Here is a 16,540-nt window from a genome sequence, read left to right on the forward strand (position 1 = left end):
ATGTCCCAACCGATTCGCATCAAGGACCACGAAAAAGACGCCCGTCTGGTGCGTGGTCGCGTCGTGTTCGGGGCAATTGCAGTGGTGCTGCTGATTGGCGTGCTGATCGCGCGTTTGTACTACCTGCAGGTGATCCAGTACGAGTATCACTCGACCCTGTCGGAAAACAACCGCGTCCATGTTCAGCCGATTCCGCCGACCCGCGGCCTGATCTTCGACCGTAATGGCGTCGTGATTGCCGACAACCGGCCCAGCTTCAGCCTGAGCATGACCCGCGAACGTTCCGGCGACTGGCAGCAAGTGCTCGACGTGATCGTCGAAGTGCTGCAGCTGACGCCCGAGGACCGGGTGATCTTCGAAAAACGCATGCGCCAGGGGCGCCGGCCGTTCGAGCCGGTGCCGATCCTGTTCGAGTTGACCGAGGAGCAGATTGCCCGGATTGCGGTGAACCAGTTCCGCCTGCCGGGCGTCGAGGTGGTCGCGCAACTGGTGCGCCATTACCCGCAGGGCGCGCACTTTGCGCACTCGGTGGGCTATATGGGGCGGATCAACGAGAAAGAGCTGAAAACCCTCGATCCGGTGAATTACAGCGGTACCCACCATATCGGCAAGACCGGTATCGAGCGCTTCTACGAGCCGCAACTGCACGGTCAGGTCGGCTACGAAGAGGTCGAGACCAACGCCCGCGGCCGCGTGCTGCGGGTGCTCAAGCGCACCGATCCGATTCCCGGCAAGGACATCATCCTGAGCCTCGACATCAAGCTGCAGGAAGCCGCCGAAGCGGCCCTCGGTGGGCGTCGTGGCGCGGTAGTGGCGCTGGATCCGAACACCGGCGAAGTGCTGGCGATGGTCAGCCAGCCGAGTTTCGATCCGAACCTGTTCGTCACCGGCATCAGCTTCAAGGCCTACGCCGAGTTGCGCGACTCCATCGACCGGCCACTGTTCAACCGGGTCCTGCGCGGGTTGTATCCGCCAGGCTCGACCATCAAGCCGGCGGTAGCCATCGCCGGCCTTGATTCCGGGGTGGTCACGGCGACCTCGCGGGTATTCGACCCGGGCTACTACCAATTGCCCAATTACGATCACAAGTACCGTAACTGGAACCGCACCGGTGACGGCTTTGTCGACCTCGACACGGCGATCATGCGCTCCAACGACACCTACTTCTATGACCTGGCGCACAAGCTGGGGATCGACCGGTTGTCGGCCTACATGACCAAGTTCGGCATCGGCCAGAAGGTCTCGCTGGACATGTTCGAAGAATCGCCGGGCCTCATGCCGTCGCGCGAATGGAAGCGGGCCACCCGCCGCCAGGCCTGGTTCCCGGGCGAAACCCTGATCCTCGGGATCGGCCAGGGCTATATGCAGTCCACTCCATTGCAACTGGCCCAGGCCACCGCGCTGGTCGCCAGCAAGGGCAAGTGGAATCGGCCGCACCTGGCCAAGTCGATCGAGGGCGAGAAACCGGTGGATGAAAATCCGATGCCGGACATTGTCCTGCGCGATCCGGCGGACTGGACCCGGGTCAACCACGGCATGCAGCAGGTGATGCACGGTGCCCGGGGGACCGCGCGCAAGGCGTCGATTGGCGCGCAGTACCGGATCGCCGGCAAGTCGGGTACGGCCCAGGTGGTGGCGATCAAGCAGGGCGAGAAGTACGACCGCTCCAAGGTCCAGGAACGGCATCGTGACCACGCCTTGTTCGTCGGCTTTGCCCCGGCCGACAACCCGAAAATCGTCGTTTCGGTGATGGTCGAGAACGGTGAGTCCGGTTCCGGCGTCGCTGCACCGGTGGTGCGCCAGGTGATGGATGCCTGGTTGCTGGACCAGGATGGTCGACTCAAGCCTGAATTCGCCAGCCCCAATTCCGCGGAGGCTACGGCCCGTGAAGAGTAATTTCGATCGCATTCTCTCCAGTGAGGATGTGATGCGTCGCCGGGCGACGTTGTTGCAGCGCATGCACATCGACGGCCCATTGCTGATCCTGCTGTTGATTCTCGCGGCCGGCAGCCTGTTCGTGCTGTATTCGGCCAGCGGCAAGAGCTGGGACCTGCTGGGCAAACAGGCGACGTCGTTCGGCATCGGCCTGGTGTCGATGATCATCATCGCCCAGTTCGAGCCGCGCTTTATGGCGCGCTGGGTGCCGCTGGGCTATGTGGTCGGTGTGCTGCTGTTGCTGGTGGTGGACATCATGGGCCACAACGCCATGGGCGCGACGCGCTGGATCAACATTCCCGGGGTGATTCGTTTCCAGCCCTCGGAGTTCATGAAGATCATCATGCCGGCGACCATCGCCTGGTACCTGTCCAAGCGCACCTTGCCGCCGCAGCTCAAGCACGTCGGGGTCAGCCTGATTTTGATCGGCATCCCGTTCGCCCTGATCGTGCGCCAGCCGGACCTCGGCACCTCGCTGCTGATTCTCGCCGGTGGTGCTTTCGTGCTGTTCATGGGGGGGCTACGCTGGCGCTGGATCCTCAGCGTGCTGGCGGCCACGGTGCCGGTGGCGATCGCCATGTGGTTCTTCATCATGCATGACTACCAGAAGCAGCGGATCCTGACCTTCCTCGACCCGGAAAGCGATCCGCTGGGCACTGGCTGGAACATCATTCAATCCAAGGCGGCCATCGGCTCCGGCGGCGTGTTCGGCAAGGGCTGGCTGCTGGGTACCCAGTCGCACCTGGACTTCCTGCCGGAAAGCCACACCGACTTCATCATCGCGGTGATGGGCGAGGAGTTCGGCCTGGTGGGCATTTGCGCCTTGCTGTTGATTTATCTGCTGTTGATCGGTCGCGGGCTGGTGATTACCGCCCAGGCGCAGACGCTGTTCGGCAAATTGCTGGCCGGCGCGCTGACCATGGTGTTTTTTGTTTACGTTTTCGTCAACATCGGTATGGTCAGTGGCCTGTTGCCGGTGGTGGGGGTGCCGTTGCCGTTCATTAGCTACGGCGGAACTTCGCTGGTGACGCTGCTGTCAGCGTTTGGGGTTTTGATGTCGATCCATACCCACCGCAAGTGGATCGCGCAGGTTTGAATAAGGTGAAGATTTCAATGCAAGCAATGCGTGGCTGGGCAACGCGATACGCGCCGTGGCTCGGCCTGGTAAGCATCCTTGGCAGTGCGCCGCAGGCGCTTGCCGGCGAGTATGAAGGTTCGCCGCAGGTGGCCGAATTTGTCGGCGAAATGACCCGCGACTACGGCTTTGCCGGTGAACAGCTGATGGGCGTGTTCCGTGAGGCCGAGCGCAAGCAGTCGATTCTCGACGCCATTTCGCGGCCCGCCGAACGCGTGAAACAGTGGAAGGAATATCGCCCGATGTTCCTCACCGATGCGCGCATCGCCCGCGGTGTGGACTTCTGGCGCCAGCACGAGGCCGTTCTGGCGCGTGCCGAGCAGGAATATGGGGTGCCGGCCCAGGTGATCGTCGCGATCATCGGCGTTGAAACCTTTTTCGGCCGCAATACCGGCAATTATCGGGTGATCGATGCGTTGTCGACCCTGGGTTTCGACTACCCTCCACGGGCCGAGTTCTTCCGCAAGGAACTGCGTGAATTCCTGTTGCTGGCCCGCGAGGAGCAGGTCGATCCGTTGACGCTGAAGGGCTCCTACGCCGGCGCCATGGGCTTGCCGCAATTCATGCCGAGCAGCTTTCGCGCCTATGCGGTGGATTTCGACGGTGATGGCCATATCAATATCTGGACCAACGCCGACGATGCCATTGGCAGCGTCGCCAGCTATTTCAAGCGCCACGGCTGGGAGGCCGGGCAACCGGTGGTCAGTCGCGCCGAGGTGCGTGGCGAGCAGGTTGACCAGGGTTTGACCACCGGGATCGAACCGACCAAGACCGTCGGGGAGTTGCGAGCGCTGGGCTGGTCGAGTCATGATGCGCTGCGCGACGACATGCCGGTGACCGCGTTTCGTCTGGAAGGTGACAATGGCCCGGAATACTGGATGGGCCTGAAGAATTTTTACGCAATCACGCGTTATAACCGCAGCGTGATGTACGCCATGGCCGTACATCAGTTGTCTGAACAGCTGGTCCAAGCACGGGGCGTCAAGTAATGCTGGCATCGCCAATCCACAAACCCCTGAAGCTGGTGGCATTTGCCGCGTTGTCGATGCTGATCGTCAGTTGCTCGACCAGCCGCGCGCCGCAACCCAAGGCACCGACCGTGGTCCGCGCCACTCCGGGACTGGACATCAACCGGGCCCACAAGGACGGCGCGCCGTGGTGGGATGTCGACGTATCGCGGATTCCCGACGCCACCCCGACCCTGCACACCGGCAACTACAAGGCCAACCCGTACACCGTACTGGGCAAGACCTATTACCCGATGCCCGAGTCCAAGCGCTATGTCGAAACCGGCACGGCTTCCTGGTACGGCACCAAGTTTCATGGCCAGAACACCGCCAATGGCGAGGTCTATGACCTGTACGGCATGAGCGCCGCGCACAAGACCCTGCCGCTGCCGGCTTATGTCCGCGTGACCAACCTGGACAACAAGCGCACGGTGATCCTGCGGGTCAACGACCGTGGTCCGTTCTATTCCGACCGCATCATCGACTTGTCCTACGCTGCCGCGAAAAAACTCGGTTATGCCGAGACCGGCACCGCGCGGGTCAAGGTCGAGGGCATCGACCCGCAGGAATGGTGGGCGGCCAAGGGGCGTCCGGCGCCATTGATGCTCAATGAACCGCAGGTTGCGCAGAACAGCGGCCCGGTGATCACCGCGTCGACCGGCAAGGTCGAGCAGTGGACCCCGCCACCGCAACAACACGCCGCCGCTGTGGTGCCGATCCAGGTCAATGCAAAAAAAAACGCTTCTGTAGCAGCCTCTGGCCAGTATCTGCAGGTGGGCGCGTTCGCCAACCCGGACGCTGCCGAACTGCTGCGCTCGAAACTCAGCGGCATGGTGAGCGCTCCGGTGTTCATCAGCTCTATCGTGCGCAATCAGCAGACCCTGCACCGGGTTCGCCTGGGGCCGATCGGCTCGCAGGGTGAGATCGCACAAGTGCAAAACAGCGTGCGCCTGGCCAATCTCGGCTCGCCGAGCTTGGTGACGGCCGAGTAAGCAGTACCTGTAGCAAGGTTCGCTCGCGGTATTGGGGGGAGGACCTGAGTTGTTGGCTCGATGTACAACAAAAGCCCGGCAAGGGTCAGTGAGTGAACAACTGAACACGCGACAACCCGTCAGAAGGTTGTCTGATTAGTTTTGCCCGCAAGGGCAAGTTTCCATTAGCGATTTCGAGAGACGGATGAACATCACCACCTTTGCCAAACGCCTGTGCCTGCTAGTCCCGCTGCTTCTCTCACCCGCCGCGTTCGCGGCCGAGATGATGCCGTCGCCACCACAACTGGCCGCCAAGGCCTACGTGCTCATGGACGCCAGCAGCGGCAACGTGCTGGTCGAGAACAACGGTGACCAGCGCCTGCCGCCCGCCAGCCTGACCAAGCTGATGACCGCGTACATCGCGACCCTGGAAATCCGTCGCGGCCAGATCGGTGAAAACGATCCGGTGACCGTCAGCGAAAACGCCTGGCGTACCGGTGGTTCGCGGATGTTCATCAAGGTCGGTTCGCAGGTGACGGTCAGCGACTTGCTGCACGGCATCATCATCCAGTCCGGCAACGACGCCAGTGTTGCGCTGTCCGAGCACATTGCCGGCAGCGAAGACGCTTTCGCCGACATGATGAACAAAACCGTCGGCGACCTGGGCATGACCAACAGCCACTTCATGAACCCGACCGGTCTGCCGAACCCCGAGCACTACTCGTCGGCCCACGACATGGCGGTACTGGCGCGCGCGATCATCCACGAAGACCCGGCTCACTATGCGATCTACTCGCAGAAAGAGTTCTTCTGGAACGGCATCAAGCAGCCGAACCGCAACCTGCTGCTGTGGCGTGACAAGACCGTCGACGGTCTGAAAACCGGTCACACCGACGAAGCCGGCTACTGCATGGTGTCTTCGGCGGTACGTGATGGCATGCGCCTGATCGCCGTGGTGTTCGGCACCAACAGCGAAACCGCGCGCGCTGCTGAAACCCAGAAGCTGCTGACCTACGGGTTCCGCTTCTTCGAAACCCAGACGTTCTATCAGAAAGGCACCGAGCTGGCCCAGGCTCCTGTCTGGAAAGGCACCACCAACCAGGTCAAGGCTGGCCTGGCTGACGACCTGACCATGACCCTGCCAAAAGGCCAGCTGAAAAAGCTCGCGGCCAGCATGACCATGAACCCGCAGCTGATGGCACCCATCGCCAAGGGCGACGTGATCGGCAAGGTTGAGGTCAAGCTGGACGACAAGGTGGTGCACAGCGCCGACCTGATCGCGCTGGACGCGGTCGAGGAAGGTGGTATCTTCCGCCGCATGTGGGATAGCATCCGTCTATTCTTCTACGGTTTGTTCAACTGATTCAGTGTTGACCTGCATGGCCCTGCTCCTACCCGGTGCGGGGCCATGCTCGTTGGCACGGCTTACGAGGCCGTTACGCCATGAGCGATACCGAAGTAAAGGCGCCAAAGATCGAATTTCCCCAGGTTGATTATCCGGTTAAGGTGATCAGCGATACGGGCGCAGGCAACAAGGACAAGATCATCGCGATCGTCAAGAAACACGCGACCATCAATGATGGCCGGGTCGACGAGCGCCAAAGCACCAACGGCAAGTACACCACGATTCAGCTGCACATCGTCGCCACCGATCAGGACCAGCTGTACAACATCAACAGCGAACTGCGAGCCACCGGCTTCGTGCACATGGTGCTGTGATGTCTGAACCGCTGGGCTTTCGCGAGCTCGGCCAGCTGGCGTACGAGCCGGTCTGGCAGGCCATGCAGCGCTTCACCAACGAGCGCGGCAACACACGAGCCGATGAAATCTGGCTGGTAGAGCACCTGCCGGTGTTCACCCAGGGCCAGGCCGGCAAGGCCGAGCATCTGCTGCTCCCGGGGGATATTCCGGTGGTGCAGGCCGATCGCGGCGGGCAGGTGACCTACCACGGCCCCGGCCAACTGGTGGCCTACCTGCTGCTGGATGTCCGCAAGCTCGGTTTTGGTGTGCGCGACCTGGTCAGCCGCATGGAACAATGCCTGATCGAACTGCTGGCCAGTTATGGCGTGACCGCCGTGGCCAAGCCGGATGCACCGGGGGTGTACGTCAACGGTGCGAAAATCGCTTCACTGGGACTGCGGATCCGCCACGGTTGTTCCTTTCACGGCCTGGCCCTGAACGTGGATATGGATCTCGAGCCGTTCCGACGGATTAACCCCTGTGGCTACGCCGGGTTGGCAATGACCCAGTTGCGTGACCATGCAGGACCGATTGAATTTGCCGAGGTAAGTGCCCGGCTGCGTGCGCAGCTCGTCAAACACCTCGACTATGCTGAGCAGACGACCCTAACGGGCGGAATCGACTGATATGACTACTGATGCAGTGCAAACCATGATCCCGACGCAGGATGTCACCGAGCGTCCGGCCCCGCGTGCCAAGGTAGAAGCCGGCGTCAAGCTGCGCGGTGCCGAGAAGGTTGCACGCATCCCGGTAAAGATCATTCCGACCACCGAGTTGCCGAAGAAACCGGACTGGATCCGCGTGCGCATCCCGGTGTCGCCGGAAGTCGACCGTATCAAGGCGCTGCTGCGCAAGCACAAGCTGCACAGTGTCTGTGAAGAGGCGTCCTGCCCGAACCTCGGTGAGTGCTTCTCCGGTGGCACCGCGACGTTCATGATCATGGGTGATATCTGCACCCGTCGCTGCCCGTTCTGCGACGTCGGCCATGGCCGTCCGAAACCACTGGACGTCAACGAGCCGGAAAGCCTGGCCATCGCCATTGCCGACCTGCGCCTGAAGTACGTGGTGATCACCTCGGTGGACCGCGACGACCTGCGTGACGGCGGCGCCCAGCACTTTGCCGACTGCATCCGCGAAATTCGCAAGCTGTCGCCGAACGTACAACTGGAAACCCTGGTACCGGACTATCGTGGCCGGATGGACGTGGCCCTGGCCATCACCGCCGCCGAGCCGCCAGATGTGTTCAACCACAACCTGGAAACCGTACCGCGCCTGTACAAAGCTGCGCGTCCGGGCTCGGACTACCAGTGGTCGCTGACCCTGCTGCAGAAGTTCAAGCAGATGATGCCGCACATTCCGACCAAGTCCGGCCTGATGCTGGGCCTGGGCGAAACCGACGAAGAAGTCATCGAAGTCATGAAGCGCATGCGCGAGCATGACATCGACATGCTGACCCTGGGCCAGTACCTGCAGCCGTCCCGCAACCACTTGCCGGTGCAGCGCTTCGTTCACCCGGACACCTTCGCCTGGTTCGCCGAGGAAGGTTACAAGATGGGCTTCAAGAACGTCGCCTCCGGCCCGTTGGTGCGTTCGTCGTACCATGCCGACGAGCAAGCCAAGCTGGTCAAGGCCGAGCTGATCGGTTCCTGATTCTCGCTTGCTGAACAGTGCCCGCCGCGGCTTGGTTGCCCGGCGGGTATTTTTTTGTCCACCGCACGACAACCCCTTAGCCTGCCAACGGAGCCTTTTGTTTGCCTCCGTTCCTGACTACTGTGTGTGCACGACTACACGCAGGGAGATCCATGGATGACTGTTCACCTCAATCCACACACACCGGTGCCGGCGCTGCCTGCCGAGGGTGTTATCGGTGTCATAGCGCCCGCCGGCCCGGGAGCGCTGGATACAGACAAGGCGGTGCAATGGATGCGCGCCCGGGGTTATGGGCTGAAGGTGTTTCCCGGTGTCTACGAGAAGGACGGGTATCTGGCGGGGAGTGACGACGTACGCCTCAATGATCTGCACGCCGCGTTCGCCGATGATGAGGTTGACGCAATCATCTGCCTGCGGGGTGGCTACGGTACGCCGCGGCTGCTGGATCGCATCGATTTCGACCTGCTGCGCCGCCAGGCCAAGCCGTTCGTCGGCTACAGCGATATCACCGCGCTGCATCTGGCAATCAGCCGTTATGCCGGATTCGTGACCTTTCACGGGCCACTGCTCAACGCAGATCTGTTGGGGGACAAGGAGCCGCCGACGGTCACTTCGTTTTTCGCCATGCTGCGCGGCCAGTTGGAGGCCGGCAGTGTGTTGACTCACCCGGTGGCGTATCCACTGACCACGGTCGAGCCGGGTATCGCCCACGGACGGTTGCTGGGCGGCAATCTGGCGATGATCGCGGCGACACTGGGCACGCCGTACGAGATCGATGCCGAAGGGGGGATTCTGTTGATTGAAGACGTCAACGAGCCGCTGTACCGCATCGACCGTTTGCTGACTCAGATGCGCCTGGCCGGGCACTTGCACAAATTGCGCGGGGTGTTGGCCGGGGATGTCGCCGGGGTCGATCAGCAGGCGCTGAACCGCTTGCTCAAGCAGACCTTCGAACCGTTGCGGATTCCGGTGCTGGCGGGCTGGCGTAGCGGCCATTGTGATCCCAACCTGACGTTGCCGCTGGGGGCGCTGGTGCGGCTGGATGCGGGGAGGCAGGAGTTGGTGCTGGAGCAGGATGTGGTGGTCAGGGCTTAGGCAAGTATCGCCTGGTAGTCAGTCTTCGCGGCGGTGCGACGGTTCGACATGTGCTGTGATCGCAGATCGTGTGATCGACCACAACCCCTGTAGGAGCCAGCTTGCTGGCGAAGGTCGTCAACGATGACGCGAGCTGTCTGGATGTGCTCGGCGCTCTAAGGTTTTTCGCGAGCAGGCTCGCTCCTACAAGGGATTTGCGGTGATCGCAGATCTTGCGATCGACTCACAACCACTATAGGAGCCAGCTTGCTGGCGAAGGTCGTCAACGATGACGCGAGCTGTCTGGCTTTACGCGATGCTTTTAGCGCTTGCGCAGTGCCTCGAGCAACTTGTGCGTCGGGTAGCCATCCGCTGGCCAGCCGAACGACTGCTGCGCCGCCCGAATCGCCTTGCGGGTGTTGGCGCCGATGATGCCGTCAGGATTGCCGGCGTCGTAGTTGTTGGCGCTGAGCAGGTTCTGCAACTCGATACGCTCGGAGCGGCTCAGCGGCAGGTCATCCTTGGGCCATGGGCCGCTGATCTGGCCAGCACCGCTGAAACGCTCGGACAACAGGTTGACCGCCAGGGCGTAGGACGACGAGTTGTTGTACTTGAGCACCGCGCGGAAGTTGTCGAGGATCAGGAACGCCGGGCCCCGATAGCCGGCCGGCAGCAGCAGGGCGGCAGACAATTGCTCGGAACCGGGCGGCACGCTGGCCCCATTGGGCAGCTTCACGCCGAGCTGGGTCCATTCGGCAACGCTCTTGCGGATCGCGCCGTCGGCCAGGGAGTAATTGAAAGTGCTCGGCACCGTCACTTCAAAGCCCCAGGGCTGACCCTTCTGCCAGCCGGAGCTTTGCAGGTAATGCGCGGTGGAGGCGAGGGCGTCGGCCGGGCTGCCCCAGATGTCGCGTCGGCCATCGCCATCGAAATCCACGGCGTGGGTGTTGTAGGTGGTCGGGATGAACTGGGTCTGGCCCATGGCGCCGGCCCAGGAACCGAGCATCTTCTCGGGGGCGATATCACCTTGCTGCAGGATCTGCAGCGCTGCCAGCAATTGCGCGTGGGCAAAGCCCGGGCGGCGGCCTTCATAGGCCAGTGTGGCGAGCGAGCGGATCACCGACTTGTCGCCCTGGAAACTGCCGAAGTTGCTTTCCATGCCCCACACCGCCACCAGTGCCTGACGGTCGACGCCGTAGCGTTGCTCGATGGCGTTCAGGGTGTCGGCGTATTGCACCAGCAGCGCCTGGCCGCGGCGTACGCGCACGGCTGACAGCGCGCCATCGAGGTATTCCCATACCGGCCGGGAGAATTCCGGTTGGCTGCGGTCGGCGCGGATCACGCTCATGTCCGGGCTGACCCCGGCAAAGGCGCGGTCGAACAGGCTCGGGCTGATGCCGGCCGCGAGGGCGTCCTGGCGGAAGGCCGCTTGCCATTGTTCAAAGGTTTGGGTCGGCTGGATCTCGAGGTTGTCGCCGGTAGGAACCACGGGGGCAACCACGGCTGGAGCGGTGGTGACAGGAACGGTCAGCAGCGTTTGCGCGTCGGCGGCGGTGGGCTTTTCCGCGCAGGCAACCAGCAAGACGAAGCTGGTGGCGGCAATCAGTGGGCGCAGCTGCCAGTGACGGGAAATACAAAAGGGCATGCACAGGTCCAGGGAATACGAATCAAGTGCCGACCTTAACATGGAGAGGGGGTGCTGCGCTTCAAGCGGCCAGAAAGTAAGAAGCCTCCCAGCTTTTAGACTGGAAGGCTTCGCGGCGGTAGCTGCCTTTGCCCTTGGCGGGCTGTTCCTGACGGCTGCGGAACAGTGGTTGGGCGACGATGGACTTGGCCTTGTTCGGCCGTTTTTGCTTGCGCATGGGCAGTGGGCTCCCTGGGGGTGGATGGTGCGGCTCGCATCATCTGCCCAAGTTCGGCCTCTGTCCAGTGTCGTTGTATGTCAGGAGCTGAGCGGTTTTTTACTCGGCCGGCAGTGCCAGGCGCTGGCCAGCCATCAGCAGTGACAGGCGGCTCAGGCTCATCCACGGCGAGCCAGCGGCCTGGCCCTTGATCTGCGCATCGATGCGCTGGGCTTCCAGCAGCAACTGCGCCCAGCGCGACGCGGAGTGGCGTTGCAGGGCCTTGCTCATCAGTGGTTTACGCTTGTCCCAGATCGGCGGCCGGGCCTGGCTGAATGCCTTGTCCAGCGGCACACCCTGGCTGTATTGCAGTGACAGGTTGGCCAGCAGCCGCAGTTCACGGGACAGCGCCCAGAGAATCACCGGCGGCTCGACGCCTTCGCCGCGCAAACCTTCGAGCATGCGCAGGGCATGGGCGGCTTCGCCGTTGAGAATGGCATCGGTGAGGCCGAACACATCAAAACGCGCACTGTCGGCCACTGCCGCCTGCACGGTTTCCACGGTAATCTGCCCGCCCTCGGCCATCAGCTTGAGCTTTTCGATTTCCTGGGCGGCGGCCAGCAGGTTGCCTTCCACTCGCGCGGCGATCAGCTCGACCGCGTCCTGGCTGGCGCTGAGCCCGGCTTGCGACAGGCGCTGGCGAATCCATTGCGGCAACTGGTGCACGTCCACCGGCCAGATCTGCACGAACTGGGTTTGCGCACCTTCGACCAGGGCCTTGCCCCATTTGGTTTTCTGCGCGCTGCCATCGAGCTTGGGCAGGCTGATCAACAGCAAGGTGTCTTCAGCCGGGCGCGAGCAGTACTCGATCAGGGCCGCAGCGCCCTTGTCCCCGGGTTTGCCCGAGGGCAGGCGCAGTTCCAGCAGGCGTTTTTCGGCGAACAGCGACATGCTGGCGCCGGCCAGCAGCAGGCTGCCCCAGTCAAAATTGGCGTCGGCGGCGAATACCTGGCGCTCGTCGAAGCCCTGTTGACGGGCGGCGGTGCGGATGGCGTCAGCCGCTTCCTGGCACAGCAACGGGTCGTCGCCACTGATGACGTACACCGGTGCGAGGGTGCCTTGCAGGTGTTTGGCGAGTTGGGCGGGGGCGAGTTTCATAAGGCGGGGCCAACGGGGCGCCAAGGCGCCCCGTCAGACTTACTCGGCAGGAATTTGCAGCGGTGACTGACGCGGGGTATTCGCTTCAGCCTTCTGTGCGGCGTCCAGTGCCTCGGCTTCAGCCTTGGCGCGGGCGTTGGCGGTCTGTTGCAGTTGATCCAGTTGGGCCGGGGTCATCTGCTGCAGGCGCAACATCATGCGCTGGACCAGCTCGCGATGGATTTCCTTGCGGGCTTCGTCCTGTTCCTGAACCGAGCCGGTGATGTTGCTGCCGTCATGCATCACGACTTTCTGCACTTGCAGCTTGTCGCTGATCAGCGTGAGGTTGTTCTGGCCAACGATCTGGTAATCCAGCACGGTGGTCAGTTCGTTCTCGGCCGTGCGGCCCGCACCGGAGTAGCTGAGGCTGCGCTGAGAGGTCTGTTCGTTGGTGAATACCAGCTTGTAAGGCGCGGCAGCCGTTACGTTGACGCCGCTGCTTTGCAGGACCTGGCGCATCATCATCACGGTTTCGCCGTAGGCGTTGCGTGCACTGAGGTCGAGTTCCTTGAACGCCAGTTCGCTGGTGCCGGTGCCGCGCAGTTGAAAACCGCAGGCGCTCAGCAGGACCGCGAGGCCCATCACCAGAAGATTGCGTTTGATCATCTTGTTGCTCCCCTTGAAACCGTGTGGGCCGCGCTGCAGCCCGAAAGGTTTGTTCGGTGCCAGGCCGGGCCTGGCACCTGCTCCAATTAGCTGGCGACGATGTTGACCAGTTTCCCGGGTACCACGATCACTTTGCGAATGGTCAGGCCGTCGACGAAACGCAGTACGTTTTCGTTGGCGCGTGCGGCGGCTTCGACTTCTTCGCGAGTGGCGCTTGCCGGCATTTCGATCTGGCCACGCAGCTTGCCGTTGACCTGAATTACCAGTTGCAGGCTGTCCTGCACCAGGGCGCTGTCGTCCAGCACCGGCCAGGCGGCGTCGATTACCGCGTTGGCGTGACCCAGGCGCTGCCACAGCTCATGGCTGATGTGCGGCGTGATCGGGGCCAGCAGCAGGGTCACGGTTTCCAGGCCTTCCTGGATCAGTGCACGGTCCTGCTCGGTGCCTTGCGGGGCTTTCTCCAGCACGTTCATCAGGGTCATCACCTGGGCGATGGCGGTGTTGAACTTGTGGTTCTGGCCCACGTCCTGGCTGGCCTGCTTGATGGCCAGGTGGATCGAACGGCGAATGGCTTTCTGCTCATCGCTCAACGCAGCGAGGTCCAGTTTGCCCGGCAGGCCCTGGGTGACGTGGGCCTGAGCCAGGCGCCAGACGCGCTTGAGGAAACGGTGCGAGCCTTCGACGCCGGAGTCGGACCATTCGGCGCTCATGTCAGGTGGCGAGGCGAACATCATGAACAGGCGGCAGGTATCGGCGCCGAACTGATCGATCATCGACTGCGGGTCGACGCCGTTGTTCTTCGACTTGGCCATCTTCTCGGTGCCGCCGATTTCCACCGGCAGACCATCGGATTTCAGCTTGGCGCTGATCACTTTGGCCTTGCTGTCACGCTCGAGCTCGACGTCAGCCGGGTTGAACCAGGTGTAGGCGCCGTTGGCTTCGCGACGGTAGTAGGTCTCGGCGATCACCATGCCCTGGGTCAGCAGGTTCTTGAACGGCTCGTTGGAGCTGACCAGGCCTTCGTCACGCATCAGTTTGTGGAAGAAGCGCGCGTACAGCAGGTGCAGGATCGCGTGTTCGATGCCGCCGATGTACTGGTCGACCGGCAGCCAGTGGTCCGCCGCGGATTTTTCGACCAGGCCGCCTTCGAAATGTGGCGAGGCGTAGCGGGCGTAGTACCACGAGGACTCGACGAAGGTGTCCATGGTGTCGGTTTCACGCTTGGCCGGCTGACCGCATTTCGGGCAGCTGCATTCGTAGAATTCGGGCATGCGTGCCAGCGGCGAGCCGGAGCCATCCGGTACCACGTCTTCCGGCAGGACCACAGGCAACTGGTCTTCCGGCACCGGCACATCACCGCAGGCTGCGCAGTGGATGATCGGGATCGGGCAGCCCCAGTAGCGCTGACGGCTGATACCCCAGTCGCGCAGGCGGAACTGGGTGCGCGAGGCGCCGAGTTGTTTCTTGATCAGGGCGACTTCCATCGCGTCGAACGCGCCGACGAAGTCCAGGCCATCGAACTCGCCGGAGTTGATCAGGGTGCCGTGTTCGCCGTAGGCGTCCTGCCAGGGGGCCGGGTTGGTATCGCCGGAGCTGGTGCGCACCACCGATTTGACCGGCAGGTTGTACTTGTGGGCGAATTCGAAATCGCGCTCGTCGTGGGCCGGCACAGCCATGACCGCGCCGTCGCCGTAGTGCATCAGCACGTAGTTGGCGACCCACACCGGGAGTTTCTCGCCGGTCAGCGGGTGCTCGACGAACAGGCCGGTTGGCAGGCCCTTCTTCTCCTGGGTGGCCATGTCGGCCTCGGCCACGCTGCCGCCCTTGCATTCGGCGATGAACGCTTGCAGCTCAGGGTTGTTCTGCGCCGCCAGGGTCGCCAGGTGGTGCTCGGCGGCCACGGCCACGTAGGTGGCGCCCATCAGGGTGTCCGGACGGGTGGTGAAGACTTTCAGGGTGCCGCTTTCGCCGATCGAGTCGACGTTGTACGGAAACTGCACTTCCATGCCGCGGGATTTGCCGATCCAGTTGCGCTGCATGGTCTTGACCTGTTCAGGCCAGCCGGTCAGCTCGTCGAGGCTCTCCAGCAGTTCATCCGCGTAGGCGGTGATCTTGAAGTAGTACATCGGGATTTCGCGCTTTTCGATCAGCGCGCCGGAACGCCAGCCGCGACCGTCGATCACCTGCTCGTTGGCCAGTACGGTCTGGTCGACCGGGTCCCAGTTCACTGTGCCGTTCTTGCGGTAGATCACGCCTTTTTCGAACAGGCGAGTGAACAGCCATTGTTCCCAGCGGTAGTAATCCGGCTTGCAGGTGGTGACTTCGCGCGACCAGTCCACCGCCAGGCCCAGGCTGCGCAGCTGGGATTTCATGTAGGCGATGTTTTCGTAGGTCCACTTGGCCGGCGCGACGTTGTTCTTCATCGCGGCGTTTTCCGCCGGCATGCCGAAGGCGTCCCAACCCATGGGCTGCAGGACGTTTTTGCCGAGCATGCGCTGGTAGCGGGAGATCACGTCGCCGATGGTGTAGTTGCGCACGTGCCCCATGTGTAGCTTGCCGCTGGGGTAAGGGAACATCGATAGGCAGTAGTAAGTCTCCTTGCCTGGCTGTTCACTGACTTCAAAGGACTTCTGCTCGTCCCAGAAGGATTGGGCGGCGGCTTCTATTTCACGGGGCTGATATTGTTCGTGCATGGCTACTTTTGAACTGAATAGGGGTGGCCTCATCCTCTTCAAGGCAACGCTGGAGGTTGATCACGCCAAATCGGGCGTTTTCGGTGTCCAGCCGCGCTGAAAGCGGATTTACAGGAAGCGCCGTAGCATACATGACCGCGCTCGGCCTAGGGAAACCCTGATTGCCGGGTGACCCACTGTTGGGGCCGTTGGTCGCGGCGTGCAGCCTGTTTTGCCGGCGAAGCTAAGCTCTAGTTGGGGAGTGAGTCTTATCTTCAATGAGGTGAGGGATGGTGGAGCCGCACGCAACAGTAACGCAACCCGAGTTGTACGAAAAACTGATAGACCGTCTGGGGATGGCCCTGGACGCGGCAAAGACAGCCGGGCGGCTGCGCGATGAGCGTCCGCAGGAGCTGGAGCTTCGCGGATTGAGCCGCGCAGAGTTCGACTTGATCAAGGCGTATCTGGACCGAAGTGAACACGCGGTGCAGGCAGGCTTGTCGCAGGCAATGATGCATCAGGACACCCCTCGTTCGGCCAAAATCATCTGGTTGAAGGATAAGGTACCTGGCGGGGACGCGGTAAAGGTCCGGTCCCTGCGAGCCAAGTAAGTGATCAGGCTCGTACGTGTGCAGTCACCGGTGACGGCTTTTTGATGGAAAGGCCAGTCACGTCAGTTGTCGCCTTGCTTCAACCCACTTAGGCTTCGGGC

The 16,540-nt window shown here is 62.3% G+C and carries 15 protein-coding genes; 10 read left to right on the forward strand and 5 right to left on the reverse strand.

Going from position 1 to position 16,540, the window contains the following annotated elements; all coding sequences use genetic code 11:
- The 9 genes from mrdA to ACZYR5_RS26170 all read left to right on the forward strand — a co-directional run bounded on the left by mrdA (nucleotide 1) and on the right by ACZYR5_RS26170 (nucleotide 9,533).
- Nucleotides 1–1,896, forward strand: coding sequence for a penicillin-binding protein 2 (mrdA, locus tag ACZYR5_RS26130; protein ID WP_489092261.1), 1,896 nt, complete (start codon nucleotides 1–3; stop codon nucleotides 1,894–1,896).
- Between the two features lie 31 nt (nucleotides 1,897–1,927).
- Entirely contained in the window at nucleotides 1,928–3,031 is a 1,104-nt protein-coding gene (gene rodA / locus ACZYR5_RS26135) for a rod shape-determining protein RodA (RefSeq protein WP_489092408.1), read from the forward strand.
- A 17-nt stretch (nucleotides 3,032–3,048) separates the two neighbouring features.
- Nucleotides 3,049–4,059, forward strand: a complete 1,011-nt coding sequence (gene mltB / locus ACZYR5_RS26140) for a lytic murein transglycosylase B (RefSeq protein WP_489092262.1) — start codon at nucleotides 3,049–3,051, stop codon at nucleotides 4,057–4,059.
- A complete protein-coding gene (locus tag ACZYR5_RS26145) occupies nucleotides 4,059–5,069 on the forward strand; it encodes a septal ring lytic transglycosylase RlpA family protein (RefSeq protein WP_027617758.1) in 1,011 nt (336 codons plus the stop codon). Before mltB ends, ACZYR5_RS26145 begins: the two co-directional genes overlap by 1 nt.
- A 184-nt stretch (nucleotides 5,070–5,253) precedes the next feature.
- Nucleotides 5,254–6,411, forward strand: coding sequence for a D-alanyl-D-alanine carboxypeptidase family protein (locus ACZYR5_RS26150; RefSeq protein ID WP_489092263.1), 1,158 nt, complete (start codon nucleotides 5,254–5,256; stop codon nucleotides 6,409–6,411).
- A gap of 80 nt (nucleotides 6,412–6,491) precedes the next feature.
- Nucleotides 6,492–6,767 (forward strand): DUF493 domain-containing protein, encoded by a 276-nt coding sequence (locus ACZYR5_RS26155; RefSeq protein ID WP_489092264.1) that lies wholly within the window; start codon nucleotides 6,492–6,494, stop codon nucleotides 6,765–6,767.
- Nucleotides 6,767–7,414, forward strand: coding sequence for a lipoyl(octanoyl) transferase LipB (gene lipB / locus ACZYR5_RS26160; RefSeq protein WP_489092265.1), 648 nt, complete (start codon nucleotides 6,767–6,769; stop codon nucleotides 7,412–7,414). The genes ACZYR5_RS26155 and lipB overlap by 1 nt, the downstream gene beginning before the upstream one ends.
- A 1-nt stretch (nucleotide 7,415) precedes the next feature.
- Nucleotides 7,416–8,438 (forward strand): lipoyl synthase, encoded by a 1,023-nt coding sequence (gene lipA / locus ACZYR5_RS26165; protein WP_489092266.1) that lies wholly within the window; start codon nucleotides 7,416–7,418, stop codon nucleotides 8,436–8,438.
- A 156-nt stretch (nucleotides 8,439–8,594) separates the two neighbouring features.
- Nucleotides 8,595–9,533 carry a S66 peptidase family protein gene (locus tag ACZYR5_RS26170; protein WP_489092267.1) on the forward strand — a complete coding sequence of 313 codons (939 nt, stop codon included), beginning with the start codon at nucleotides 8,595–8,597 and terminating at the stop codon, nucleotides 9,531–9,533.
- 301 nt (nucleotides 9,534–9,834) lie between these two features.
- Here ACZYR5_RS26170 and ACZYR5_RS26175 read toward each other — a convergent pair whose 3' ends face one another.
- The 5 genes from ACZYR5_RS26175 to leuS form a co-directional block, all read right to left on the reverse strand.
- Nucleotides 9,835–11,157: a lytic murein transglycosylase gene (locus ACZYR5_RS26175; RefSeq protein WP_489092268.1), complete on the reverse strand. Its 1,323-nt coding sequence runs from the start codon at nucleotides 11,155–11,157 to the stop codon at nucleotides 9,835–9,837.
- Between the two features lie 61 nt (nucleotides 11,158–11,218).
- Nucleotides 11,219–11,374 carry an alternative ribosome rescue factor ArfA gene (gene arfA, locus ACZYR5_RS26180; protein WP_489092269.1) on the reverse strand — a complete coding sequence of 52 codons (156 nt, stop codon included), beginning with the start codon at nucleotides 11,372–11,374 and terminating at the stop codon, nucleotides 11,219–11,221.
- 99 nt (nucleotides 11,375–11,473) lie between these two features.
- On the reverse strand, nucleotides 11,474–12,511 hold the full coding sequence (gene holA / locus ACZYR5_RS26185; protein ID WP_489092270.1) for a DNA polymerase III subunit delta: 1,038 nt from the start codon (nucleotides 12,509–12,511) through the stop codon (nucleotides 11,474–11,476).
- A gap of 39 nt (nucleotides 12,512–12,550) precedes the next feature.
- Nucleotides 12,551–13,156: an LPS-assembly lipoprotein LptE gene (locus ACZYR5_RS26190; RefSeq protein ID WP_489092271.1), complete on the reverse strand. Its 606-nt coding sequence runs from the start codon at nucleotides 13,154–13,156 to the stop codon at nucleotides 12,551–12,553.
- An 86-nt stretch (nucleotides 13,157–13,242) separates the two neighbouring features.
- A complete protein-coding gene (leuS, locus tag ACZYR5_RS26195; protein ID WP_489092272.1) occupies nucleotides 13,243–15,849 on the reverse strand; it encodes a leucine--tRNA ligase in 2,607 nt (868 codons plus the stop codon).
- A gap of 269 nt (nucleotides 15,850–16,118) precedes the next feature.
- Here leuS and ACZYR5_RS26200 point away from each other — a divergent pair, with 269 nt between their 5' ends.
- On the forward strand, nucleotides 16,119–16,439 hold the full coding sequence (locus ACZYR5_RS26200; RefSeq protein ID WP_489092273.1) for a hypothetical protein: 321 nt from the start codon (nucleotides 16,119–16,121) through the stop codon (nucleotides 16,437–16,439).
- The last annotated feature ends 101 nt before the right edge of the window (nucleotides 16,440–16,540 follow it).

The sequence above is a fragment of the Pseudomonas sp. F007 genome, assembly GCF_057814275.1.